This window comes from Tomitella fengzijianii (assembly GCF_007559025.1).
GTDB classification, from domain to species: Bacteria; Actinomycetota; Actinomycetes; order Mycobacteriales; family Mycobacteriaceae; genus Tomitella; species Tomitella fengzijianii.
The window spans coordinates 3,188,606-3,211,048 of sequence record NZ_CP041765.1 but is presented as its reverse complement, the minus strand read 5'-3'; the positions used below and the strand labels follow the sequence as shown (position 1 = coordinate 3,211,048).

At 71.0% G+C, this 22,443-nt stretch carries 21 protein-coding genes and 1 pseudogene; 15 read left to right on the top strand and 7 right to left on the bottom strand.

The window, feature by feature from the left end:
* Window positions 1–72: 72 nt before the first annotated feature.
* A complete protein-coding gene (locus FO059_RS14625; protein WP_143910795.1) occupies window positions 73–1,437 on the top strand; it encodes an NAD(P)/FAD-dependent oxidoreductase in 1,365 nt (454 codons plus the stop codon).
* A gap of 97 nt (window positions 1,438–1,534) precedes the next feature.
* Window positions 1,535–3,712: an MMPL family transporter gene (locus tag FO059_RS14620; RefSeq protein WP_233266636.1), complete on the top strand. Its 2,178-nt coding sequence runs from the start codon at window positions 1,535–1,537 to the stop codon at window positions 3,710–3,712.
* 45 nt (window positions 3,713–3,757) lie between these two features.
* On the opposite strand, the gene FO059_RS14615 is transcribed toward FO059_RS14620, so the two are convergent.
* The gene (locus FO059_RS14615) at window positions 3,758–4,132 is read right to left on the bottom strand and encodes a hypothetical protein (protein ID WP_143909724.1); all 375 of its coding nucleotides are present in this window, start codon (window positions 4,130–4,132) and stop codon (window positions 3,758–3,760) included.
* A 78-nt stretch (window positions 4,133–4,210) separates the two neighbouring features.
* Window positions 4,211–4,690: an STAS domain-containing protein gene (locus FO059_RS14610; protein WP_158726337.1), complete on the bottom strand. Its 480-nt coding sequence runs from the start codon at window positions 4,688–4,690 to the stop codon at window positions 4,211–4,213.
* A 235-nt stretch (window positions 4,691–4,925) separates the two neighbouring features.
* On the opposite strand from FO059_RS14610, the gene FO059_RS14605 reads away from it, so the two are divergent.
* The 8 genes and pseudogenes from FO059_RS14605 to FO059_RS14575 all read left to right on the top strand — a co-directional run bounded on the left by FO059_RS14605 (window position 4,926) and on the right by FO059_RS14575 (window position 11,432).
* Window positions 4,926–5,126, top strand: coding sequence for a CsbD family protein (locus FO059_RS14605; RefSeq protein WP_143909722.1), 201 nt, complete (start codon window positions 4,926–4,928; stop codon window positions 5,124–5,126).
* A 99-nt stretch (window positions 5,127–5,225) separates the two neighbouring features.
* Entirely contained in the window at window positions 5,226–5,873 is a 648-nt protein-coding gene (locus tag FO059_RS14600) for a helix-turn-helix transcriptional regulator (RefSeq protein WP_143909721.1), read from the top strand.
* A 64-nt stretch (window positions 5,874–5,937) separates the two neighbouring features.
* Window positions 5,938–6,657: pseudogene (locus FO059_RS18455) on the top strand (DUF1365 domain-containing protein); the annotation flags it as partial.
* A gap of 264 nt (window positions 6,658–6,921) precedes the next feature.
* Window positions 6,922–8,217, top strand: coding sequence for a class I SAM-dependent methyltransferase (locus FO059_RS18450; RefSeq protein WP_372497864.1), 1,296 nt, complete (start codon window positions 6,922–6,924; stop codon window positions 8,215–8,217).
* 9 nt (window positions 8,218–8,226) lie between these two features.
* Entirely contained in the window at window positions 8,227–8,685 is a 459-nt protein-coding gene (locus tag FO059_RS14590; RefSeq protein ID WP_143909719.1) for an SRPBCC family protein, read from the top strand.
* Between the two features lie 50 nt (window positions 8,686–8,735).
* On the top strand, window positions 8,736–9,668 hold the full coding sequence (locus tag FO059_RS14585; protein ID WP_143910793.1) for an SDR family NAD(P)-dependent oxidoreductase: 933 nt from the start codon (window positions 8,736–8,738) through the stop codon (window positions 9,666–9,668).
* Window positions 9,669–9,961: 293 nt separating this feature from the next.
* The gene (locus FO059_RS14580; protein WP_233266634.1) at window positions 9,962–10,561 is read left to right on the top strand and encodes a sigma-70 family RNA polymerase sigma factor; all 600 of its coding nucleotides are present in this window, start codon (window positions 9,962–9,964) and stop codon (window positions 10,559–10,561) included.
* A complete protein-coding gene (locus FO059_RS14575; protein ID WP_143909717.1) occupies window positions 10,554–11,432 on the top strand; it encodes an anti-sigma factor in 879 nt (292 codons plus the stop codon). Before FO059_RS14580 ends, FO059_RS14575 begins: the two co-directional genes overlap by 8 nt.
* A gap of 481 nt (window positions 11,433–11,913) precedes the next feature.
* Here FO059_RS14575 and FO059_RS14570 read toward each other — a convergent pair whose 3' ends face one another.
* Window positions 11,914–12,600 (bottom strand): fasciclin domain-containing protein, encoded by a 687-nt coding sequence (locus tag FO059_RS14570; RefSeq protein WP_143909716.1) that lies wholly within the window; start codon window positions 12,598–12,600, stop codon window positions 11,914–11,916.
* 195 nt (window positions 12,601–12,795) lie between these two features.
* Here FO059_RS14570 and FO059_RS14565 point away from each other — a divergent pair, with 195 nt between their 5' ends.
* Window positions 12,796–14,442 carry a molybdopterin-dependent oxidoreductase gene (locus FO059_RS14565; RefSeq protein ID WP_143909715.1) on the top strand — a complete coding sequence of 549 codons (1,647 nt, stop codon included), beginning with the start codon at window positions 12,796–12,798 and terminating at the stop codon, window positions 14,440–14,442.
* Window positions 14,443–14,553: 111 nt separating this feature from the next.
* Here the strand turns inward: FO059_RS14565 and FO059_RS18920 are convergent, their stop codons facing one another.
* The gene (locus FO059_RS18920; RefSeq protein ID WP_268892808.1) at window positions 14,554–14,682 is read right to left on the bottom strand and encodes a hypothetical protein; all 129 of its coding nucleotides are present in this window, start codon (window positions 14,680–14,682) and stop codon (window positions 14,554–14,556) included.
* A 417-nt stretch (window positions 14,683–15,099) separates the two neighbouring features.
* Between FO059_RS18920 and FO059_RS14560 the strand changes: the two genes are divergently transcribed.
* On the top strand, window positions 15,100–16,437 hold the full coding sequence (locus FO059_RS14560; RefSeq protein WP_233266633.1) for an alpha/beta hydrolase: 1,338 nt from the start codon (window positions 15,100–15,102) through the stop codon (window positions 16,435–16,437).
* A gap of 307 nt (window positions 16,438–16,744) precedes the next feature.
* A complete protein-coding gene (locus tag FO059_RS18445) occupies window positions 16,745–16,903 on the top strand; it encodes a hypothetical protein (RefSeq protein WP_158726336.1) in 159 nt (52 codons plus the stop codon).
* Window positions 16,904–17,309: 406 nt separating this feature from the next.
* Here the strand turns inward: FO059_RS18445 and FO059_RS18815 are convergent, their stop codons facing one another.
* From FO059_RS18815 to FO059_RS14545, 3 genes are all read right to left on the bottom strand, one after another.
* Window positions 17,310–17,846 (bottom strand): M23 family metallopeptidase, encoded by a 537-nt coding sequence (locus tag FO059_RS18815; RefSeq protein ID WP_143909714.1) that lies wholly within the window; start codon window positions 17,844–17,846, stop codon window positions 17,310–17,312.
* A 285-nt stretch (window positions 17,847–18,131) separates the two neighbouring features.
* Complete coding sequence (gene lnt / locus FO059_RS14550) at window positions 18,132–19,703, bottom strand: apolipoprotein N-acyltransferase (RefSeq protein WP_372497866.1); 1,572 nt, start codon at window positions 19,701–19,703, stop codon at window positions 18,132–18,134.
* Between the two features lie 120 nt (window positions 19,704–19,823).
* Complete coding sequence (locus tag FO059_RS14545; protein ID WP_233267130.1) at window positions 19,824–20,294, bottom strand: hypothetical protein; 471 nt, start codon at window positions 20,292–20,294, stop codon at window positions 19,824–19,826.
* Between the two features lie 288 nt (window positions 20,295–20,582).
* Between FO059_RS14545 and FO059_RS14540 the strand changes: the two genes are divergently transcribed.
* A complete protein-coding gene (locus FO059_RS14540) occupies window positions 20,583–21,275 on the top strand; it encodes a DsbA family protein (protein WP_143906637.1) in 693 nt (230 codons plus the stop codon).
* On the top strand, window positions 21,272–22,285 hold the full coding sequence (locus tag FO059_RS14535; protein ID WP_143909713.1) for a cytochrome c biogenesis CcdA family protein: 1,014 nt from the start codon (window positions 21,272–21,274) through the stop codon (window positions 22,283–22,285). The genes FO059_RS14540 and FO059_RS14535 overlap by 4 nt, the downstream gene beginning before the upstream one ends.
* Window positions 22,286–22,443 lie beyond the last annotated feature (158 nt).

Here is a 22,443-nt window from a genome sequence, read left to right as displayed (position 1 = left end):
CGTCGTGGTGCGGCGGATGAGCAGCCGACGATGACCAGCCGACGATGCCAGGCCGACGAGGGAGCGCCGACGATGACCGACCCGCACACCGCCCCGGCGTCAGGCCCGCGCAGGGTCGCGGTGGTCGGCAGCGGCATCGCGGGTCTCATGGCGGCGCACGTGCTCTCCCGTCACGACCACGTGACGCTCTTCGAGGCCGACGGCCGGCTCGGCGGCCACGCGGACACGCACCGCGTCGACCTCGGCGACGGCCGCGGCGTCGACGTGGACACCGGTTTCATCGTCCACAACGACCGCACCTATCCGACGTTGCTGCGGCTGTTCGGCGAGCTGGGCGTCCGCACCCGCGAGACGGACATGTCGATGTCGGTCCGCAACGCGGCCACCGGCCTCGAGTACGCGGGCGCCCGCGGTCTCGGGGGCCTGTTCCCGACGCCGCGGAACCTGACGCGCCCGCGTTACCTGCACCTTCTCGCCGAGGTTCCGCGGTTCCACCGGGCAGCGCGCCGCACCCTGGCGGCGCCCGCCGACGGCCCGGACGCGGCCGAGACGCTCACGGCGTTCCTGGCCCGGCACGGCTTCGGCCGCTACTTCACCGACAACTTCGTGGTCCCGCTGGTGGCGGCGGTGTGGTCGTGCGATCCCCGCCTGGCCGGCGAGTACCCGGCCCGCTACCTGTTCGCGTTCCTCGAGCACCACGGCATGCTCACCGTCTTCGGCTCGCCCACGTGGCGCACCGTCGCGGGCGGTTCGGCGCGGTACGTCGAGGCCGTCGCCGCCGGGATCGCGCACGTGCGGACGGAGGCCCCGGTGCTGCGGGTGACGCGGTTCCTGGGCGGGGGAGTGCGGCTGGCCCACCTGCAGGGCCGGGGGGCCGCCGTCTCCGAGGACCTGTTCGACGCCGCGGTGATCGCCGTGCATCCCCGGCAGGCGCTGGGCCTGCTCGACACGCCGACGGAGTTCGAGCGCGAGGTGCTGGGGGCCATGCCGTACTCGGTCAACGAGGCGTTGCTGCACACCGACGAGTCCGTGTTGCCGCGGGCCCGCCGCGCACGGGCGTCGTGGAACCAGCTGACCCCGGCGGAGAGCACGGGCGCGGACGGCGTCGTCGTCACCTACGACCTGTCCCGGTTGATGCGGCTCGACGAGCTGGTCACCGACCGGCGCTTCCTCGTCACCCTCGGCGGGGCGGACCGCGTCGACCCCGCCTCCGTGATCGATCGGATGACCTACGAGCATCCGATCTACACGCCCGCGTCCGTCGCGGCCCAGGCGCGGCTGCCGGAACTCGACACGGACACCGTCGCATTCGCCGGCGCGTACCACGGTTGGGGCTTCCACGAGGACGGCGCGCTCTCCGGGCTGCGCGCCGCCGAGCGGATCGGCGGCAGCTGGGATCGCCCGCGCACCCGGGCTGCGAGTGCGGCACGGCGGTAGGCCGCAACCCGGCGCGGCGGCGCGGTGCGTGCACGTACTGTTCGTAGTGGCTGTCGTCGTCGCCGGCGGCGCCGGTGGAGCGACGGGAGACTGCACCGTGAATCGGGAAGCGCGCAACGGACCGCACGTTCTGCGCTGGCTGCTGCCTGCCGTCGCGATCCTCGCCTGGCTGGTGATCGGCGGCGTCGGCGGGCCGCTGATCGGGCAGCTCGCCAGCGTCCAGTCCAACTCGCAGACCTCCTACCTGCCCGGGTCGGCCGAGTCCACGCGGGCGGCGGAGTTGCAGAAGCAGTTCGCCGATTCCGACACCGTGCCCGCCGTGCTGGTGGCCGACCGGGCCGACGATCAGCCGGTGGCCGGCGCGGACGCCGAATACCTGCGCTCGCTGTCGGAATGGGCGACGGGCCCCGGGGCGGTGGCGCAACGGGGCTCGCCGCCGATCACCTCGGACGACGGCCAGGCCATCGAGATGGTGCTGCCCGTGGACGCGGCGGACACCGCTGATTCCGTCGACGCGCTGCGCACCCACATCTCCACCACCGCGCCGGACGGTCTGCGCGTGCTCGTCAGCGGCCCCGCCGGCCAGGCGGCGGACCTGGGCGTGGCGTTCTCCGGCATCGACGGTCTGCTCCTGGGCGTGGCGGGGGCGGTCGTGTTCGTCATCCTCGTCATCGTCTACCGCAGCCCGCTGCTGCCGATCTTCGTGCTGTTGTCCGCCGTGTTCGCGCTCGCGGGTGCGGGCGCGGTGGTCTACCTGCTGGCGACGTCGGACGTGGTCACGCTCAACGGGCAGAGCCAGGGCATCCTGTTCATCCTGGTGTTCGGCGCCGCCACCGACTATGCGCTGCTGCTGGTGTCGCGTTTCCGCGAAGAGCTGCACCTCGACGGCCGTCGGGTCCCCGCGGTGCTCCGGGCCTGGCGGGGCGTGCTGGCGCCCGTCGCCGCGTCGGCGGGCACGGTGATCCTGGGCGTGCTGTGCCTGATGCTCTCCGAACTCAATTCCAACCGGAGCCTGGGGCCCATCGCCGCCATCGGCATCGCGGCCGCGTTCGCCGCGTCGATGACCTTCCTGCCCGCGGTGCTCGCCCTCACCGGGCGCGCGGCATTCTGGCCGCTGCGCCCCGCGATCACCGGCCGCAGCGTGCGCGACGCGGAGGACGCCTCCGGGAGCGAACGCACGGGCCTGTGGTGGACCATCGCGCGCAAGGTGGACGCGCACCACACCGCGGTGTGGGTGGTCTCCGCGCTGGTGCTCGCGGTGTGCGCGGCGTTCACCCCGCAGCTGAAGGCCAGCGGCATCCCGCAGTCCGATTTCTTCCTCACCGAGGTCGATTCCGTCGACGGGCAGTCGGTGCTCAGCGAGCACTTCCCGGGCGGCTCGGGATCGCCGGTGCTGATCTTCGCGCGCCAGGACGCCGCCGCCCAGGTGGTGGACCAGGTGCGGGAGGTGCCCGGGGTGGCGCCCGGCGTCTCGCCGGTGACGCAATCCGGGGCGCCCGGCGGCCCGCCCAAGGTGGTCGACGGCCGCGTCCAGATCCAGGCCACGCTGCAATCGGCCGCGGACTCGGGCGCCGCCGAGTCGGCCGTCCGCGGCATCCGCGATGCGGTGCACGCGATCCCGGGGGCGGACGCCGTGGTGGGCGGGACCACCGCGACGCAGCTCGACACCCAGGACACCGCCGCGCGCGACCGCAACGTCGTCATCCCCGCGGTGCTCGTGGTGGTGCTCGCGGTGCTGATGCTGCTGCTGCGGGCCGTCGTCGCGCCGGTGCTGCTGCTGGCCACCGTCGTGCTCTCGTATGCCGCGACACTCGGGGTGGGCGCGCTGGTGTTCAACCACGTGTTCCACTTCCCCGGCGCGGATCCCACGGTGCCGCTGTTCGCGTTCGTGTTCCTCGTCGCCCTGGGAGTGGACTACAACATCTTCCTGATGACGCGGGTGCGCGAGGAGTCCGCGCGGCACGGCACCCGCGAGGGCGTGCGCCGCGGGCTCGCCGTGACGGGCGGCGTGATCACGTCGGCGGGGATCGTGCTGGCGGCCACCTTCGGCGCGCTCGCGGTGATCCCGCTGATCTTCCTCGCCCAGGTGGCCTTCCTGGTGGCGTTCGGCGTGCTGTTGGACACGATCATCGTGCGCTCGGCCCTGGTCCCGGCGCTGACGCTGCAGATCGGCGACCGTGTCTGGTGGCCGTCGAAGCTCGGCCGCGGCGGGGCCGGTGCGCATGACGATTCACCGGCGGCGCCCGGTGAATCCGCCCGGCTGCAGGATTCATGACCGATCCTGCGGCGCACGGTGTCCACCGGCTCCCGTCGGCGCCGGTCAGCCGTGCGGCGTCAGGGTGATGGAGCCGATGACGAGGCTTCCCAGATACGCCGGCCCCGAGTAACCGCCGTGCCCGTCGCTGTTCATCACGATGCGGTGGCCGGGGAAGACGTCCACGTAGCCGCCGGTGGGCGTCGGATGGATCGGGTAGCGCCCGATGAGCACCAGTTCGTTGCCCTCCACGTGCGCATCGCGTTGCAGGAGTATGAGTCCGGACGACAACGTGGTGGACGTGTAGGTGCCGGGAGCGACCTCGGCGGACGCCTGGCCGACCGCGCCGAAGAGCGCGACGGCGCCGACCGCGGCGCCGATCGCGGCCGTCCTGGCTATGACGGCACGTACTGCACGGACTTCATGCGCTCGCTTGACCATGGTCGGTTCCTCTCGGGTCAGGCAGGGAACGCTACTCCCGACTCCGCGATCCTGTCCATGCTCTGCACGCGAGAGGGCTTACGAGAACCCGTGGTCGGCGCAGGCGCGGAATGGGTCCGCCGGCGGTGCAGTCGTCGCGGCAGGCGCGCCGATCGCCGCGGCGGCTTCCTCGATGGTGCCGTGGACGACGATGGCCCCGTCGAGGTCCAGTACGTGGAGAAGGCGCGCGACGGGCGTGTGCGCGCACAGCGCCCACCGGGCGCCCGCACTTTCGGCCGTGGCCGCGAACTCCGCCAGCGCGGCCAGCCCCTCGGATCCGATGAAGTCGACTCCGGTCAGGTCCAGCACGATTCCGCTCGGGCGTGCGGATCGGATCGCGTCCAGTGCGGCGACGAAGTCGTCATGGCTACGCGCATCGATGTCGCCTGCGGCGGAAACGATGTGACGTGGCGCGGGCGCGTTGGTGCACCGGCGGCAGGCGATATTCAGGGTGTGCTGCGCGTCCCCGGGCTCCGTCGTGCACGCATCGATCAAGGGGCTTGTCTGCAGGTTTGGCACCACCGCGTCGCTCCGTCCGAATGGGCATGAGTCCCGGCATCTTCCGCCCGGTAGAGCCAGTCTCCCCGGATTCCGGCGATGCCGCTTCACCCCTAGGGGTGAAGATCGCTTCCGCAAGGTCCGCTCCGGCACGCATACTTTCGCGCCGAGTGGGCATACAGAGGGCGCTGCGCGCGGGGCCGCCATTGCGGAGGCCGCCAGCGCGGAGTCGTCGACGAGACCGAGGAGGAACGGGATGAGCGCGAGCGACAAGTTCAGCAACAAGGCCGAGGAGCTCAAGGGCAGGGCCAAGGAGGCCGCGGGCGCCGCCGCCGATGACGAGGAGCTGCAGGAGGAGGGGCGGTCCGACCAGGCGTCCTCGCAAGTGAAGAAGGGCGTCGAGAAGCTCAAGGACAAGGCGGATGAGGCCGCCGCGAGGATCGTCGGCGACGACTGACCCGTGTCCGGCCGGACGGTGCGGCGCCGCACCGTCGGGCCGGACACGTGCCCTCGCACTGCAGTCGATCGCCGCGCGCGCAGAGGAGGTGGTGCGCGAATGACCCCGATACGCCTTGCCCTCGTGAACGACTACGAGATCGTCGTCCGCGGTTTGGCGACGATGCTGCGGTCGTACGACGACGTGGCACGGGTCGTCGAGCTCGACGCGAACACCACTGTGGGCGACCGGGTGGACATCGCGCTGTACGACTCGTTCGCCGCGACGCAGGCGGACCGCGGCGACGCGCGCGAGCTCGCCTCGCACCCGTTGGTGGACAAGCTGGTCGTCTACTCGTGGAACGTGGACGACAGGCTGGTCACCGCGGCCCTGGCCAACGGGGCCGCCGGCTACATCTCCAAGAGCCTGCCGGCGAGTAAGCTCGTCGCCGGGCTGGTGGATGTCCACCAAGGCCGTCAGCAGGTCCATCCGGGCGAGCCGGGCGCCCGGCCGGTGGGCGGCGACTGGCCAGGCCGGGAGGAAGGCCTCACCCAGCGCGAGGCCGAGGTGCTGGCACTGATCACGCAGGGGTTCAGCAACGAGGAGATCGCCGGCAGGTCCAGTCTGTCGATCAACTCCGTCAAGACCTACATCCGCTCGTGTTATCGGCGGATCGGGGTCACCAGCCGCTCGCAGGCGGTGCTGTGGGGCGTGGAACACGGGTTCCGGCCGGATCGCATCCGGCTCCGGCCGCGGTACGACCGATGATCCGGAAGCGGCGGCGCGGACCCCCGTCACCCATCCGCGACGGCGGCCGTACCGAATCCCCGGCATGAGCGAATCCGTGAACGCGCAGGCTGTGGCGGCGCCCGCGTTGTATCTCACGCGCATCACCCACGTGCGCACCGAGCCGGTCCGCCGCCGGATGGAGCACACCAGCTACTGCTGGTTCGTCGACCTCGACGACCTGCCGCGCCTGCCGGGGATGCTGGCGCCGCTGGCCCGATTCCGCGGCGAGGATCACCTGGACGGCGCTCCCGGCGCCGGGCTGCGCGCCCGCGTAGACGCCTTCCTTGCCCGCCGCGGTGTGGACCTGCGCGGGGGCAGGGTCACCGCGATGATGAACGCCCGCGTGCTCGGCTACGAGTTCAACCCGCTCACCGTCTACTGGTGCCACGATCCGGACGGGCGGGTGGTGTGCGTGATCGCCGAGGTGCACAACACCTACGGCCAGCGCCACAGCTACCTCGTCGAGACCGATAGGCGGGGCCGGGCATCGGCGGACAAGGCGTTCTACGTCTCCCCGTTCAACGACACCGGCGGCCGCTACGGCATGGCACTGCCCGAGCCGGAGGAGCGCCTCGCCCTCAACGTGACGCTCCACCGGGAGGGGCGCGACCCGTTCGTCGCGCTCGTGACCGGCGACCGCCTGCCCGCCACCCCCGCGAACATCCTGCGTGCCCAGCTGCGGGCGCCCTGGGCGCCGCTCGCGGTGTCCGCGAGCATCCGTGCGGAAGGGATCCGGCTCTGGGCACGGGGCCTGCCCCTCCGGCCGCGCCCGGCGCATCCACGGCACGCGGTGTCGGACGCCCGGCGGCATGCGGCGGCAGCGGAACCGGCCCGCCATGCGCTGTCCGCTGCTTCGGAGCAGGGCTGCCGATGCGGCGTGACGGCCGAAACGGCGGACGGCGGCACCGTGACCGTGCCGCAGGCGCCGCGCTCCCTGCGGGCGCGCGTGGCGGCACCGGTGGTATCGCTGCTGTTCCGCCGAATCGCCAGGCGGCTCGCCGCGCAGGGCACCCCCATCCGCATCGAGCTGCCCGACGGCACGGTGATCGGCGACGCCGCCGAGCCGTCGCCCGAGCTTCCGCCCGCCCCGCGGATGATCCTGCACGATCCCACGGCGTTCGCGCGGCGGGTGGGCGCCGACGGGCTGATCGGTTTCGGCGAGGCGTACATGGCAGGGGACTGGGCGTCGCCGGACCTCGACGCGGTGCTCACCCGGCTGGCCACGCGGATGACCGACCTCGTTCCCCCGCGGCTGCAGGGCCTGCGCCGGCTCTACGTGCGCGCCCGGCCGCAGCGCGAGCGCAACACGGCGGAGAACGCGCGCCGCAACGTCGCGCAGCACTACGACCTGTCCAACGACTTCTTCGCCCTGTTCCTCGACGGGACGATGACGTACTCGAGCGGTCTGTTCGGCGCGCCGGGGGAGCCCGGGAGCGCTTCTGGGGAGGCGGGGACGCACGCGACGGCGGCACCCGCGACGGCGGCACCGGCATCGGCGACGGCGGCACCGGCGACGGTGACGGCGCCGCCGGTGCCGGATCCGCCGCCGGGATGGATCGACCTCGCGGCGGCGCAACGGGTGAAGATCGACCGGCTGCTCGACGCGGCCGGCGTGGGGCCGGGCACCCGGCTGCTGGAGATCGGCACCGGCTGGGGGGAACTGTGCATCAGGGCGGCGGCGCGGGGCGCGTCGGTCCGCTCGGTGACGCTCTCGGAGGAGCAGCAGGCCGAGGCGTCCAGCCGGGTGCGGGCCGCCGGCTACGCCGACCGGGTCCGGATCGACCTCTGCGACTACCGCGCGGTCGACGGGCGGTACGACGCGATCGTCTCGGTGGAGATGATCGAAGCCGTCGGGCACGAGTACTGGACCGGCTACTTCCGCGCGGTGGACGGGCTGCTGGCCCCCGGCGGCCGCTTCGCGCTGCAGGCCATCACCATGCCGCACGACAGGATGCTGCGCACCCGGGACACCTACACCTGGATCCAGAAGTACATCTTCCCCGGCGGGTTCCTGCCGTCCGCCCAGGCCATCGAGTCGGTGGCCCGCCGGAATACGGGCCTGCGTGTGCGGGAGTCGATGTCGTTCGGCCCGCATTACGCGCACACGCTGCGCCTGTGGGACCGGCGCAGCCAGACGCACAGCCGGCGGATCGCCGCGCTGGGCTTCGACCGGACGTTCCGGCGGATGTGGCACTTCTACCTGTGCTATTCGGAGGCCGGGTTCCGCTCCGGATACCTGGATGTGCAGCAGATCGTGCTCGACCGGCCGGGCGAGCACACGGCGGCCGCCCGATGCGGCGGCCCGGACGGGGAAAGCGGGTAGTTTCGCGACATGCACGAAGAGAAGACGGTCACCATGCAGGCTCCACTCGAGGCGGTCTGGGAGCTCGTCAGCGACGTGACGCGCATCGGCGAGTTCTCACCGGAGACGTTCGAGGCGGAATGGCGCGGCGGCGCGACCGGGCCCGCCGTGGGCGCCCGGTTCCGCGGCCACGTGCGCCGCAACGAAGTCGGCCCCACCTACTGGACCCCCTGCACGGTGCTGGTGTGCGAACCGCAGCGCGAGTTCACCTTCGGCGTCGGATCCGCCGACAACCCCATCACCCGCTGGGGGTACCGCCTGGCGTCGCGGGCGGACGGCGCCGGGGTGGACGTGACGGAGACGTTCGATTTCACCTCCGCGCTGTGGGCACGTCCCTACTGGATCCTCTTGGGCGCGCTGCGGGGACGGCGCATCCGCAACGACATGCGCCGCACCCTGGAGCGGATGAGGGACGTGGTCGAAGCGTGAGCGGCGCCGGAGACGCGGTGCGCTCGATCGTCGATTCGGCGCTCGACCGCATGGTCGTCCCCGGCTATTCGCGCGTGGGGTACGCGGTGCGGTCGCGGCTGCGGGGCGGCGACGCGTTCGCAGAAGGCGACGCTGCAGGCCGCGCGCTCTCGGGCGCCACCGTCGTCGTGACCGGCGCGAACTCGGGCATCGGCAAGGCCGCCGCGGCACAGCTCGCCGGGCTGGGCGCCGAGGTGGTCATGCTCGTGCGGAACACAGGTCGAGGCGCGGCCGCGCGCGACGAGATCCTCCGTGGCCATCCGCGGGCCCGCATCCGCGTCGAGCGCTGCGATGTGTCGGACCTCGACGACGTGCGGTCCGCCGCGGCGAGGCTACGGTCGTCGCTTCCGAAGCTGGACGCCCTGGTGCACAACGCCGGGGTGCTGCCGGAATCGCGGGCCGAATCGGCGCAGGGGCACGAGATCACGCTGGCCACGCACGTCCTGGGCCCCGTCCTGCTGACGGAGGAGCTGCTGCCCCTGCTGGCACGGGCGCACCGGCCGCGGGTCGTGTTCGTCTCGTCCGGCGGCATGTACACCCAGCCGCTGCACGCCGAGGACCCCGAGTACCTCGGCGGGAGCTACCGCGGCGCCACCGCCTACGCGCGGACCAAACGCATGCAGGTCGCGCTGCTGCCGAACCTCGCCGAACAACTTTCGGGCGCGGACGTCACGGTGGCGGCGATGCACCCCGGCTGGGTCGAGACCCCCGGCGTGGCGGCATCACTGCCGGGATTCCACCGGCTGGCGGGCGGGCTGCTCCGCAGCCCCGACGAGGGCGCCGACACCATCACGTGGCTCGTGGCGACCGACCGGGAACTTCCCGACGCGCGCTTCTGGCACGACCGGGCGCCGCGTGCCGAGCACTACCTGTGGCGTACACGCTATTCCGTGGCCGACCGGAACGCTCTCTGGCGCTACGTGCGCGGCGCGGTGGCGGCCTGACGGCTGGACGTCCGCCGGCGTGACCGGATACGGCGTGGTGCGCCGGATCACCCATCCGATCCGGGGGCCGGCGACGAATCCTCTGCATGATCAGGTTCGCGAATGCGCAGGTGGACACGGCGTTCGAGGGATGCCGGGCGGGGGCTGCGCAGACGCGTGGCGGACCGGTCCGGTGACGGGGCGGGTGCGCGATGACGACGCGAATACTGACAGCGCGAGAGACGCCGCGGCGATCTTCGGACGGCCGAGTGACCCGCTCCGGTAGCATTCCGGCCTGTGTGGAGTCCGACGGCGTGAGCGCATGGCAGCGCGCAGGCGATACCTCCGACCCGGCCGCGCTGCTGGGCCGGCTCTCCGGCGGTGATCGGGAAGCCTTCGCCGACTTCTACCGCGTCACCAGTGCGCGGGTCTACGGCATGGCGCTGCGGGTGCTGCGCGATCCGGGCTACGCCGAGGAGACCGTCCAGGAGGTCTACCTGCAGGTATGGCGCACGGCGTCCTCGTTCGACCCGGCCCGGGGGTCCGCCATGTCCTGGCTGATCACGCTGGCGCATCGGCGGGCCATCGACAGGGTGCGCAGCGAGCAGGCGAGCTCGGACCGTGACAACGTCTACGGCGCAGCCGACACGGCGGCCGGCTACGACGACGTCGCCGAGGCCGTCGTCCGCAACGACGAGCAGCGGGCGGTTTCGGACTGTCTGGAGACTCTCACCGCCGTTCAGCGTTCCAGCGTGGACCTCGCCTACTACGGCGGGCTGACCTACCGGCAGGTCGCCGAGCGGCTGCAGGTGGCACTGCCCACCATCAAGTCCCGGATGCGCGACGGACTGGCGCGGCTGCGCGACTGCCTCGGCGGGCAGAGCCGAGATCACGGGGGGCGGGCCCATGACTGATCAGATGCCGATCACCGGCCCGCACGGCGACGACGAGCTGCTGGACCTGGCCGCCGTCTACGCCCTCGACGCGGTCGACGACGCGGAGCGCGGTGCCATCGACGCGGTGGTGGCGGACGCGGACCCGACGGTGCGCGACGAGTTCCGCCGGCGCGTCCGCGAGCACCGCGAGGCGCTGGCCGACTACGCGAAATCCACCGAACAACAGCCGCCCGCCGACCTGCTCGCCGGCATCATGGCGCGGATCGACGCGGACCCGGATGCGGCGCGGCGCCCGGAGTCCGATTCGGATGCTGCTGGGCCCGCATCGTCCGATCCGGACGCTCCGGGTCCTGCATCGTCCGGCCCCGCTTCGTCAAGCCCCGCATCGGCCGGGCCCGTTCCGCCTGAACCCGTGTCCCTGGACGAGGCGCGGCTCCGGCGGCGCAGGCGCTGGACCCGTGGCCTGGGATCGGCCGCCGCGGCGGCGATCCTGGTGTTCGGCGGCGTCGTGATCGGTGACCGGATCGCCGGCGGCCCCGAGGCGCCGCCGCCCGCGGCCCAGGTTTTCGCGGCGTCGGACGTGCGCACCAGCGCGGTCGACGTCGCGGGCGGCACCGCCACGGTGGTGTACTCGCGGGAAGCGAACGCCGCGGTGCTGCTCATGGACGGTGTCGCAGCTCCCGACCCGGACACGGTCTACCAGCTGTGGCTGCTGGGACCGGATCACTCGCCGACCTCGGTGGGCGTGATGGAATCGGCCGAGGTCACGCCGTCCACGCAGGCGGTCGTCGAAGACATCGACACCTCCACGCAGTTCGGGATCAGCCTCGAGCCGCCCGGCGGTTCCCCGCAGCCGACGAACGTCCTCGCCACCGTGGGCCTGACCTGACGGAAGTCCTCGGGTAGCCGGCGTGCCGGCCCGCAGGCATCGAGCCCGCCGCCTGGCGGGTTTCGAGCCTGCCGCCCCGCAGGTTTCCAGCCGGCGGTGCCGGGCGCTTCCCGTCAGCGGTGCCGGGCAGGTTTCCAGCCGGCCGCCCCGCGCGCTTCCCGCCAGCGGTGCCGGGCAGGTTTCCAGCCGGCCGCCCCGCGCGCTTCCCGCCAGCGGTGCCGGGCAGGTTTCCAGCCGGCGGTGCCGGGAGCTTCCCGCCAGCGGTGCCGCGCGCCGATTGTCACGACACGCCGGGTGAACGCGCGCGCCGGAGGACATCCGGCGCGCGGCGCGGTAAGCGGCGCGCGGGGGCCGGGTCATCCGCATCGGTTCGCCCCACCACGGCCGCTCCGTCCCAGCCGCCCCAGCGAAAATCCCGGCCCGCCGTCTGCGAAGACGAGCGGGCCGGGATCGATGGCGCTCTGGCTGTGGTAACCGTCTATCAGCTCTGCGGGGGCATGAGCACGCTGTCGACGAGGTAGACGGTGGCGTTGGCGGTCTGGACTCCGCCGCACACCACCGACGCGTCGTCGACCTTGAGGTCGTCGCCGCTGCCGGTGACCGTCACGTCGGCGCCTTCGACGGTCTTGTGCTGGCCGGCGATCTCGTCGGGGCTCAGCTGGCCGGGCACCACGTGGTAGGTCAGGATCTTCGACAGCGCGTCGGCGTCGGTCTGCAGCATCGACATGGTCTCGGGGTCGATCTTCCCGAAGGCCTCGTCGGTGGGGGCGAACACCGTGAACTGCCCGCTGTTGAGCGTGTCCACCAGGTTGACGTCCGGGTTGACCTGGCCGGACACTGCCTTGGTGAGCGTGGTGAGCATCGGATTGTTTGAGGCGGCCGTGGCCACCGGGTCCTTCGCCATGCCCGCGACCGAGCCCGGCCCGGACGGGTTCTGCTCGGCATACATCGCGCAGCCCGGGCCCACCAGGTTGGCGGCCGGCTCGGCCATACTGCCGGAGGTCATGCCGCCGGAGGCCTCGTTCTCCGATGCCATCGCCGTGCTGGACGTGCCGGATCCGGATGCCGCGGAGTCGCCGCCGTCGGACGAGCAGGCGGTGAGCCCGATGGTCGCGGCCGCGGTGAGGGCCACGATGCCGCCGAGCCTTGTTCGAGTGGAAGTGCGCATTGCTGTTCCCTTCGGTCTGCGTCCGGCGCCCGTGCCGGAGCGGTGGAGCGACTGTCGAGAGGCATTCGCCGCCGCGGCTGTGGCGGATGGGTGGTGGCGGAGAGAGATTCGGCGACGCGCCGCTCGGCGTCGCGGTCGGCGCAGCATTGATCGCACGGCCCCATCCGTCGCGGCGGCCGCTCCGAATCCCTGGCCATGACGACGACTCCGGATTCGACGCCGCCCCCGGACCCGGTGCCGACGCGCCTGCCCCGGGCCGGGCTGCTCGCCGCCCGCGCCGCCACAGGGATCGTGTCGGCGGGGATCGTGCTCGGCGTGGGCGAACTGGTGAGCGTGGCCGTCGCGCCGAACTCGTCGCCGTTCTTCGCCGTGGGGGCGACGACCGTGGACCGGGCGCCGGAGTGGGCGCGCGAGTTCGCCATCGACACCTTCTCCACCAACGACAAGCCCGCGCTGTTCGCGGGCATCGCCATCGTGATCGCGGTGCTCGCGGCCGTCTCCGGGCTGGCGGAGCGGCAGCGTCGGCCGGTGGGCTCGGCGATGCTGCTCGCCGCTGGCGCCGTGGGTGTGTACGCGGCGCTGGAGCGGCCCACGGCCACCGCGGCGTGGGCGGCGCCGACCGTCATCGGGGTGGCAGCGGGGATCGTCGCGCTGCGGCTGATGCAGCGGACGCTTCCGGCCGCCCGGGCGGATCGGGCCCGGGCGGGTGCGTCGGACGGGGAACAGGCTCGGCCGCAGGGGGCGGGGGAGCGGCAGGGGTTCTCGCGCCGCAGGTTCTTCGCCGTTTCGGGCGGCGCCGCCGCTGTCGCCGCCGCCGCGTGGGCCGGGGGGCGCGCGCTGGGCGCCCACCTGCGCGACGTGATCGCCGAGCGCGCCCGCTTCCGCATCCCGTTCGTCACCGACCGTGCCGCGCCGATCGCGCCCGGCACGGACCTCGACGTCCCGGGTTCGACGTCGTTCGTCACCCCCAATCCACGCTTCTACCGGATCGACACGGCGCTGCAGGTGCCCGCGCTGAGCACCGAGGAGTGGCAACTGCGCATCCACGGCATGGTGGGTCGCGAGCGCACGCTCGACTGGGACGCGCTCACCCGGCGCACTCCCATCGAGCGGATCATCACCCTGACGTGCGTGTCCAACGAGGTGGGCGGGAGCCTGGCCGGCAACGCCACGTGGATCGGCTATCCCATCGGCGATCTGATCGCGGAGCTGGACGTGGATCCGGACGCGGACATGCTGCTGTCCACCAGCGTCGACGGGTTCACCGTGGGCACGCCGGTGTCCGCGCTGACCGACGGGCGCGACGCGATGCTCGCCGTCGCCATGAACGGGGAGCCGTTGCCGCTGGAGCACGGGTATCCGGTGCGCCAGGTGGTGCCGGGGTTGTACGGGTTCGTCTCCGCAACCAAGTGGGTGGTGGACTGGGAGTTCACGCGGTTCGACCGGGCGCAGGCCTACTGGACGCGGCGCGGCTGGGGTGCCGAGGCGCCGATCAAGACGGCCTCGCGCATCGACGTCCCGAGCGCGTTCGCGACGGTCACGCCGGGCCGGGTTCGGGTGGCGGGCACCGCGTGGGCGCAGCACCGCGGCATCGCCGCCGTGGAGGTGCGGGTGGGCCAGAGTGGCCCGTGGAACCGGGCCACGCTGGCCCGGGAGTATTCGGTCGACACGTGGAGGCAGTGGTTCTGGGACTGGGACGTCACCGCCGCGGATGCGGGGAGCGCGACGCTGCAGGTCCGGGCCACCGACAAGGACGGCGTGGTGCAGACCCCCGAGCGCACGCCGCCGATCCCCGGCGGTGCCACCGGCTGGCAGAGCATCGTCGTCACCGTTCAGGGATAGCCGGATCCCTCACCGGGCGGCACGGTGGCGGACGGCGGTGAACGACGACGGCGGGCCGGCCATCGTGATGCCGGCCCGCCGTCGTCGAGCGGTGCTGTCGATCAGGTCAGCTCAGCTGAACAGGTCGGCGAGGCTCCCGCTGACGAAGTTGAAGGCGTCGTTGACGCTGCCGACGAACATGTTGCCCAGGTCGCCCACGGATCCCGCGACGTAGTTGAACGCTCCCTGAAGTGATCCCATCGTTTTCCTCCTTGCTCAGGGGCATCCGATACCCCGACTTGTTCGTGTCCGGTGTATCGCTGCGGGGGCGGACGGCGTTATCAGGGTCGGCACGGCCGGTTCCGCTTCAGGCGCATGACCGGCGGTGGTGCGGGCGGCGACGACCCTTCGCGCCGGGCGCAGAACGTACGATGCGACCGTTCGGATGACATCCGGCGCGGCCGTAATTCCGGCCGTTGCAGGAAAGGGGATACCCTCCGGAGCAACCACCGGGTAACCTTACGGCGTTGCTTGACGATGGTCCTGGTGAAGTGCGGTGAATCGCCGCGCATGCTGCGGCGGACCGCCTCCCGGTCGGGGGATCGGGCGGAGTCGGGCAAAATCGTGATGCATCGACCCGTGGACGCTTCGGGTCTCAGTGAGGAGTTGATGGAGCGGATGAGCCCACAAGGTAAGGCCGGCGTGGTCCGGCGGGGGACCCGGGCCGTGGTCGCGGCCTCTGTGTTGGCACTGTCGTCGATGGCGCTTGTGCCGGCCGTCGCCCAGGCGGAGGTGAACTGGGAGAACAGTTCCACCGACATGCAGAACGACCCGGAGTCGTACCCGCGGCTGTCCGCTCTGATCAACAAGATCCAGAACAACGCGTTCGTCTCCGAGGACAAGACGGTCCCGGAGTACAACACGCCCAACAAGTGGAACGAGGACATCCAGGCCTCCCACCTGGTGCGTGCCCGCGCGATGAACCTGGCGCCGGACGGCGTGACCGCCCCCAAGACGGACACGAAGAACCGCGTCAGCGACCCGCTGATCATCAACAACTCGTCCTTCCAGGACTGGCAGTCGGATCGGAACATCATCCTCGACGTCTACTCGGCGTCGATGCAGCGCACCATCCCGATGCACGTGATGCTGCCGGCGGACGCGGACGTGGCCTCGCCGGTGCTGTACCTGCTCAACGGCGCGGGCGGCGGTGAGGACGCGGCCAACTGGAGCGCCCGCACCGACATCCAGTCCTTCCTCAAGGACGAGAACGTCTACGTGGTCACCCCGCTCGAGGGCATGTTCTCCTACTACACGGACTGGCAGCAGCCCGTCGAGGAGCTCCACGGCTACAACAAGTGGACGACCTTCTTCACCGAGGAACTGCCGTCGATCATGAACCAGGTGTTCGACACCAACGGCAAGAACGGCATCTCCGGCCTGTCGATGTCCGGCAGCTCGGTGCTCTCGCTGGCCGAGTGGGCCGATGACAACGGCTCCGAGGCCAACGGCGGCACCCCGGGCGGCAACCTGTACAGCGCAGTCGGCGGCTACAGCGGCTGCGCGGCCACCTCCACCTTCCCCGGCCAGCAGTACGTGGAGGTCGTCACCGGCATCCGCGGCGGCATCGACGTCGAGGACATGTGGGGCCCCAAGGGCGGACCGGACTGGGTCGCCAACGATGCCGCGGTGAACGCGGAGAAGCTCAAGGGCATCGACTACGTCTACGTGGCCACCGGCAGCGGCCTGCCCGGCCCGCATGACACGCTGGCCAACCCGGAGCTCGAGGGCAACCAGTTCGCGCTGGCCAACCAGGTGGTCGTCGGCGGCGTGCTCGAGGCTGCGGTCAACATGTGCACGCACGACCTGGCCAACCGCACCAATGCCATGGGCATGACCAACATCACCTACAACTTCAAGCCCGCCGGCACGCACTCGTGGGGTTACTGGCAGGACGACCTGCACGATTCGTGGCCCGGAATGGCTGCTGCCCTGCAGGTTCCTCCGCGGAACTGACACGTGTAGCGGCGACCCTCGGCAGGTTTGCTGAGGCAGGCTGATTCGCTGCAAGCGCCGGTGCCGGCGACCTCACAAGGTCGCCGGCACCGGCGCTTCTCATTGCATTGAACTTCCTGATGGTGCGGGTGGGGCGTGGGTGTTTACCCTGGTAGGTGTGGTTGTGGACGCCTGACCAGCGGCGATGGAATCGGTGTCGAAATGGTCTTGTGATGGGCGCAACATTCGGGTTAGATGGACGGCGGCGCCCGGAGGGGGCGTTGGAGGGCATTCCGCCCCCTGCACGATCAACTCAGTAGGAGACACCATGTCTTTCAAGCGCACTCCCGCGGACGGCTCGCTCTCTTCGCTCAGCGGCGGTTCCGGCGGCAGCACCGGTGAGCTCGGCTCCTCGCAGATCGCCGAGCTCGGCGGCATGCTCGAGACGGTCGGCCAGATGCTCCAGAAGCTCGCCACCGGCAGCTGATCCGCGCCAGTAACGCACAGGAGTCCCGCACGGATGTAACGTGTGGGGCTCCTGTTGTGTCATGGGGCGCTAGTGTTGATCCCGCCGCACAGTCGGCGCCGTGAGAGGAGACCGCAGTGGGCGATTCGAAGAGCTTTTCCACGACCCTGTCCACCGAGGGCTCGGGCGACTGGAGCGTGCCCCTGGTGGAGCTGTTCTACACCATCATCACCAAGCTGGCGCCCGACTTCTTCTAGGCCCCGTCAGGCCCCAGTGCGGCAGGTCGTCGTGCTCGGCACGCCCAGTCCGGGCATGAACGAGGCCGACGGCCACGCCGCGCGGCGGCGGAAGTATCCGCTCTACCGAGCGACGTGACCCGCGTCCGCATGGTGCCGACACTGCGCGGCGATGGGTTGTCGGGCGGACTTCAGAACAGCGAGCCCAGTCTGTTCGGCAAGAGGTAGGCGCCCCGTGTGGCGAGCCAGCTGGCCGGGTTCACCGCTGTTCCGGCCGCGTTTCGCACCTCGAAATGCAGGTGCGGCCCCGTGGAGTCGCCGCGATTGCCCACGGTGGCGATCTGTTGGCCGGCTTCGACGTGCTCGCCTTGCTCGACAAGGGTCTCGTTGACGTGGCCGTAGACGGTCGAGCTGCCGTCGTCGTGGAGCAATCGCACCCAGAGACCGAAGCCGGAGGCGGGGCCGGCGTCGGCCACGGTGCCGTCGGCTGCGGCGAATACCGGGGCCCCCACGTTGCCGGCGATGTCGAGTCCCTCGTGGGCGGTTCCCCATCGGGGGCCGAATCCCGATGTCACGGCGCCGTAGGCCGGTATGGCCGCGCTGGCGCCTCCCTGATTGAGCAGCGATCCGGCCGATCCGGCAGTCGACGAGATCACATCACCGAGCAGGTTGACGCCGTCCACGACGGCGCCGAGCTGCTGGGCGGATCCCGTGTCGGCCTGGGCCATTGCGGGAGCGGCCGCCTGAAACCCGGCGACGAGGGCGGCACCGGCGGCGACGGCGGCGAAGGTTCTTCTCCGTCGGCCCGATTCCGCGTTCGGCCGACGGCGGATTGCTTCGGATGGGGGGTGCGTGGAGCCCGAGCACGCGGAGGAGCGTTCGCGGCTGGGCATCGGGGGGATCGGCTTCTGACGTCGGTCCACGGTGAAATCCTTACTCGACGATGCGCGGTGCCAGGCACCCTGTCAAAGTAACGAAATGATATACGAACTCGACCTCAATTACTATCCTTCTTAGTAGATAGCCTGGTCCGGCCGCTCTGCGCGCCGCCGCCGCAGCCTGGCAGCGCCGAACGCCGCGGCCACCCCGGTGATCGACGCCGCCAGTTCGGGCGCGGCGCCCGCGCGTGTGGCGGGTGTGATGTTCTCCCGCAGCGGGACCCGCTCGACGAGTGCGTCTGCCGTGAAAATCTCGGTCTGGCTCTGGATGGTGCCGTCCGGGGTGATGATGGCGCTTACGCCGCTGGTCGCCGCGACGGCCACGCTGCGATCATGCTCGACCGCGCGCACCCGCGACATCGCGAGTTGCTGGTAGGTCATGTCCGTGTCGCCGAAGGTCGCGTTGTTGGTGGGCACCGTGATCAGGCTGGTTCCGGCGCGGATGGATTCGGCCACCAGGTCGTCGAAGGCTACTTCGTAGCATGTTGCGACCGAGAGGGGGAAGCCGTTGAGCGTCACGGTTCCGTCACCGTCGCCGGCGACGAAATGGCCTGCCTCGTCGGCCGAGGGGACGAGGGCCGTGACCGCCGACCTCATCGGCAGGTATTCGCCGAAGGGGACGAGTTGCCGCTTGTCGTGCGACTGCCCGGGCCCGGTGCGGGGGTCCCAGACGATGGAGGTGTTTCGCGTGGTCCCATCGTCGTTCACCAGCACCGCGCCGACGAGTATCGGGACGCCGATGCTCCGCGCGGCACGATCGATGGCCGCGGCGGCATCACGATTGCGCAGCGGATCGATGTCCGACGCATTCTCCGGCCAGATGACCATCTCGGGTTGCGGCGACGCACCCGCGGCGACATCCGCGGCGAGCTTCTCCGTTTGGGCCACATGATTGTCGAGCACCGCGCGGCGCTGGGCGTTGAAGTCCAATCCCAGTCGCGGCACGTTGCCCTGGACGACAGCGACCGTCGCGTTCTGCCGTGGCGTGGATCCGGTGTCGGGCAGCGCCACCGCCGCCGCGACGGGCGTCAGCGCGCACGCGCCGAAAAGGAGGCCGCGACGGAATCGTCGCCGGGCGAGGCTCGTGAGAAGGCCCGCCACGGCCGCACCCGAAAGCGCGACGGCGAAAGACAGCCCGGGTGCTCCGCCGATGCGTGCCAGGGCCAGCAGCGGGCCGTCCGCCTGGCCGAAGGCCAAGCGGCCCCACGGGAACCCGCCGAAGGGGACCCGTGCACGTATGGCTTCGGTGGCGACCCATGCGCACGCCACCCACAATGGCGCAAGCGGCAACCGCGCCACCAGCACTGCCAGCGCGCCGAACAGTCCCACCGCCAGGGCCTGTGCTGCTGCGAGCGCCAGCCAGGGGACGGGGCCGACGTAGGCACCGACCCACGGCAGCAGCGGAACGAACAGGCCCACCCCCGCGAGGAACCCGTAGCCGAACCCGGCCCGAACTCGCCTGCCCCGCAGCACAAGCGTCAGCACCGCGAATCCGATCGGCGCGAGAATCCACAATGACCGGGGCGGGAAGCTCAGATAGAAGAGGCCGCCTGCGCCGAGGGCCGCGACTGATCTGGCGATCGCGGCCGCGCGCGGGTGGGAAGGCGGGGCCGGCGATGGCGCGGCTGTGCGCGTTGTGATCGTCACCAGTCTGTGTGCTCCTTCTGGCTCGCACCCGGCCGCGCGCCGTCCAGGCGACGCGGTGGGGCGGAGGGCCGTCCCCGGCGGGGGCTTCCACGCTCGGGCGGGCCCGCAGCGCGGAGCGGGTCATGGGGTTTGGCAGGTGGTGCCGCAGTCGCGTCGTCGCCATCGGTAGGCGACGGCGGCGCCGAGTAGTGCGAGGGATACCACGGCGAGGTAGGGCTGGATGGGTGCCCAGAGTCCGAGTGCGCCGGAGGTGCCGACGGCGAGGAGTACGAGTTTGTTGCATACGGGGCAGCCGACGGCGAACAGGGCGAGGGCGGCGCCGCCGTAGGCGCCGGATTTGCCGGTGGTGTCCTGGGGGCGGGTCATGCGGATGGCGAACCATGCCGCGGTGAGCAGGCAGGTGGCGGCGAGGACGGGGTATTCCCACCATCGCACGGGGATCTCGCGGGAGAACCAGGGGTTGGCGATGATGTCGGTGGGCACGCCGACGATCACCGCGGTGGCCACTGCGGCCACGGCGGCGCGTGCCCAGTGGAACCGTGTGCGCGGGCGGGTGTCTGTGGCCGCGGGCTGGCCTGGTGCGACGCGCATTCCGGGCTCCTTCCTGTGGGGGTTACGTCGGTGCCGGTGCCGGTGTCGGTGCTGATCGCCGGTGTCGAGCGTGACGTGTGTGTCCTATCCGGCATGGTAGCCATCTACTACTATCTGGCATAGTAGTTGGGGTGGGTCTGCCCGTGGGGCGCGTGGTGGCGTGTTCCGCGGGTGGGCCGGCCCATGCGCAACTTTCGAGGACACGGAGCACAGATGAGTACCAGTCCGGAATCCGGCGGCACGCCGCGTGGCGTCGGTAGCACCCGGCGGCGCCTGGAGATCGCGGCGATGGCGGTGCTGGCCGTCGTGGCCGTGACGCTCGGGGTCATTGTTTTCACCGGTAATGATGATGGCGGGGGCGGGCAGTCGTCTGCGGCCGCGTCGGGCGGGCAGGGGGTCACGCCGGGCGAGTTGGGGCCGCTCGGTGAGCTGGCGACCCGCGAGGAGGGGGATCCGTTGGCGCTCGGCGCGGTCGATGCTCCGGTGGTGCTGGTCGAGTTCGCCGATTACCGGTGCCCGTTCTGCGCGAAGTTCAGCCGTGATGTGGAGCCGGGTCTGGTCGCCGAGTACGTCGAGTCGGGGCAGTTGCGGATCGAGTGGCGTGATATGCCGATCTATGGGGATGAGTCGATGCTCGCTGCCCGGGCGGGGCGTGCCGCGGCGGCGCAGGGCCGGTTCTGGGAGTTCAACCGGGCGTTGTATGCGGCGGCGCCCGAGGGTGGGCATCCGGGGATGGATGTCGATAAGTTGCGCGGGTTCGCCGAGGATGCGGGGGTGCCGGATATGGATCGGTTCACCGCGCAGATGCAGAGCACTGAGTTCGATGCGGCGATCGGGGCGGATGTGGCGCAGGCCCAGCAGTTGGGGATTCCGGCGACGCCGGCGTTCTCGATCAACGGCAATCCGATGCTGGGGGCGCAGCCGGCGTCGGTGTTCAATCAGGTGATCGATGCTCTGCTCGGCGGGGAGGGGGGCGCATGAGTTCGGAGATCGGGCTGCTGGGCGCGTTGCTGGGGGGCATGTTGTTGCTGCTCAGTCCGTGTTCGGCGTTGTTGTTGCCGTCGTTTTTCGCTTATGCCTTCGATGGGGTGGGCAAGCTTGCGGCGCGTTCGGCGTTGTTTTATCTGGGGTTGGCGACGGTGATGGTGCCGTTGGGTGCCGGGGTGGGTGCGTTCAGTTCGTTGGTGACGCGGTATCGGGGGACGGCGACGCTGGTGGGCGGGATCGTGTTGATCGTGTTCGGTGTGGTGATCATCGTGGGGAAGGGGTTCTCGTTCGGGCCGGCGCAGCGGGCGAGTGCGTCGATCAAGATTTCCGGGAATGTGTCGGTGTATCTGCTGGGGACCGTGTATGCGTTGGCCGGGTTTTGTGCGGGGCCGTTGATCGGGGCGGTGTTGTCGCTGGCGTTGATCGGGTCGAATCCGGTTTACGGGGGTGTGATCGGGGCGGTGTTCGCGTTGGGGATGACGGTGCCGATGTTCGTGTTGGCGTTGTTGTGGGATCGGTTCAAGCTTGGTGACCGGCGGTGGTTGCGGGGGCGTGGTATCAAGATCGGTCCGTTGCATACGCACACGATGTCGTTGGTGTCGGGGTTGTTGTTCATCGCGATCGGCGTGTTGTTCCTGGTGACCGATGGTACGGCGAATCTTGGTGGGATCGTGGGGGTCGATACGGATCAGCAGTTGCAAGAGAGTGTGAGTGGTTTCGCCGGTTCGGTGTCGAATGCGGCGGTGATCTTTGCTGTGGTGGTTGTTGTGGGGTTGGTGTTGGGGTGGCGCATTGATCGTCGGCGTCGTCGCGAGAAAGACGCCGACAATGCCGACGGCACTCACAGCGCCGACAGCATTGACAGCGGCGACGACCACGACCTCGTGGGGGCAGAGTCTGCGAGGGCGGAAGTCGATGAGGCGTCGACGGGCGCTCCCGACGACGAGGAGTCGGAAAGGCTGTCGGGCGGTGAGCGTCCGGGGGGAGTAGCGGGCAAGCGGTAGCACGGCCTGACGCCGCCCGGGCTCACCCAGGGCCGACTTGAGTCGGCCCTGGGTGAGCCCGGGCGGCTTCCGTTGGTCTGAGCGCCGGTTGGGCGATCCGAGTGCCGGTTGGGCGATCCGAGCACGGAATCCCGCGGTGCGCTGCGCAAACGGTGCTC

Excerpts from the sequence above, each read along its gene's own strand:
- FO059_RS18920 (WP_268892808.1), bottom strand. The coding sequence starts at position 14,682 with ATGGGATCACTTCAGGGAGCGTTCAACTACGTCGCGGGATCCGTGGGC.
- FO059_RS14570 (WP_143909716.1), bottom strand. The coding sequence starts at position 12,600 with ATGCGCACTTCCACTCGAACAAGGCTCGGCGGCATCGTGGCCCTCACC.
- FO059_RS14625 (WP_143910795.1), top strand. The coding sequence starts at position 73 with ATGACCGACCCGCACACCGCCCCGGCGTCAGGCCCGCGCAGGGTCGCG.
- FO059_RS14585 (WP_143910793.1), top strand. The coding sequence starts at position 8,736 with ATGGTCGTCCCCGGCTATTCGCGCGTGGGGTACGCGGTGCGGTCGCGG.
- FO059_RS14615 (WP_143909724.1), bottom strand. The coding sequence starts at position 4,132 with ATGGTCAAGCGAGCGCATGAAGTCCGTGCAGTACGTGCCGTCATAGCC.
- FO059_RS14535 (WP_143909713.1), top strand. The coding sequence starts at position 21,272 with ATGAGTTCGGAGATCGGGCTGCTGGGCGCGTTGCTGGGGGGCATGTTG.
- FO059_RS14605 (WP_143909722.1), top strand. The coding sequence starts at position 4,926 with ATGAGCGCGAGCGACAAGTTCAGCAACAAGGCCGAGGAGCTCAAGGGC.
- FO059_RS14560 (WP_233266633.1), top strand. The coding sequence starts at position 15,100 with ATGAGCCCACAAGGTAAGGCCGGCGTGGTCCGGCGGGGGACCCGGGCC.
- FO059_RS14600 (WP_143909721.1), top strand. The coding sequence starts at position 5,226 with ATGACCCCGATACGCCTTGCCCTCGTGAACGACTACGAGATCGTCGTC.
- FO059_RS14565 (WP_143909715.1), top strand. The coding sequence starts at position 12,796 with ATGACGACGACTCCGGATTCGACGCCGCCCCCGGACCCGGTGCCGACG.
- FO059_RS14575 (WP_143909717.1), top strand. The coding sequence starts at position 10,554 with ATGACTGATCAGATGCCGATCACCGGCCCGCACGGCGACGACGAGCTG.
- FO059_RS18445 (WP_158726336.1), top strand. The coding sequence starts at position 16,745 with ATGTCTTTCAAGCGCACTCCCGCGGACGGCTCGCTCTCTTCGCTCAGC.
- FO059_RS18815 (WP_143909714.1), bottom strand. The coding sequence starts at position 17,846 with ATGGCCCAGGCCGACACGGGATCCGCCCAGCAGCTCGGCGCCGTCGTG.
- FO059_RS14590 (WP_143909719.1), top strand. The coding sequence starts at position 8,227 with ATGCACGAAGAGAAGACGGTCACCATGCAGGCTCCACTCGAGGCGGTC.
- FO059_RS14540 (WP_143906637.1), top strand. The coding sequence starts at position 20,583 with ATGGCGGTGCTGGCCGTCGTGGCCGTGACGCTCGGGGTCATTGTTTTC.
- FO059_RS14545 (WP_233267130.1), bottom strand. The coding sequence starts at position 20,294 with ATGCGCGTCGCACCAGGCCAGCCCGCGGCCACAGACACCCGCCCGCGC.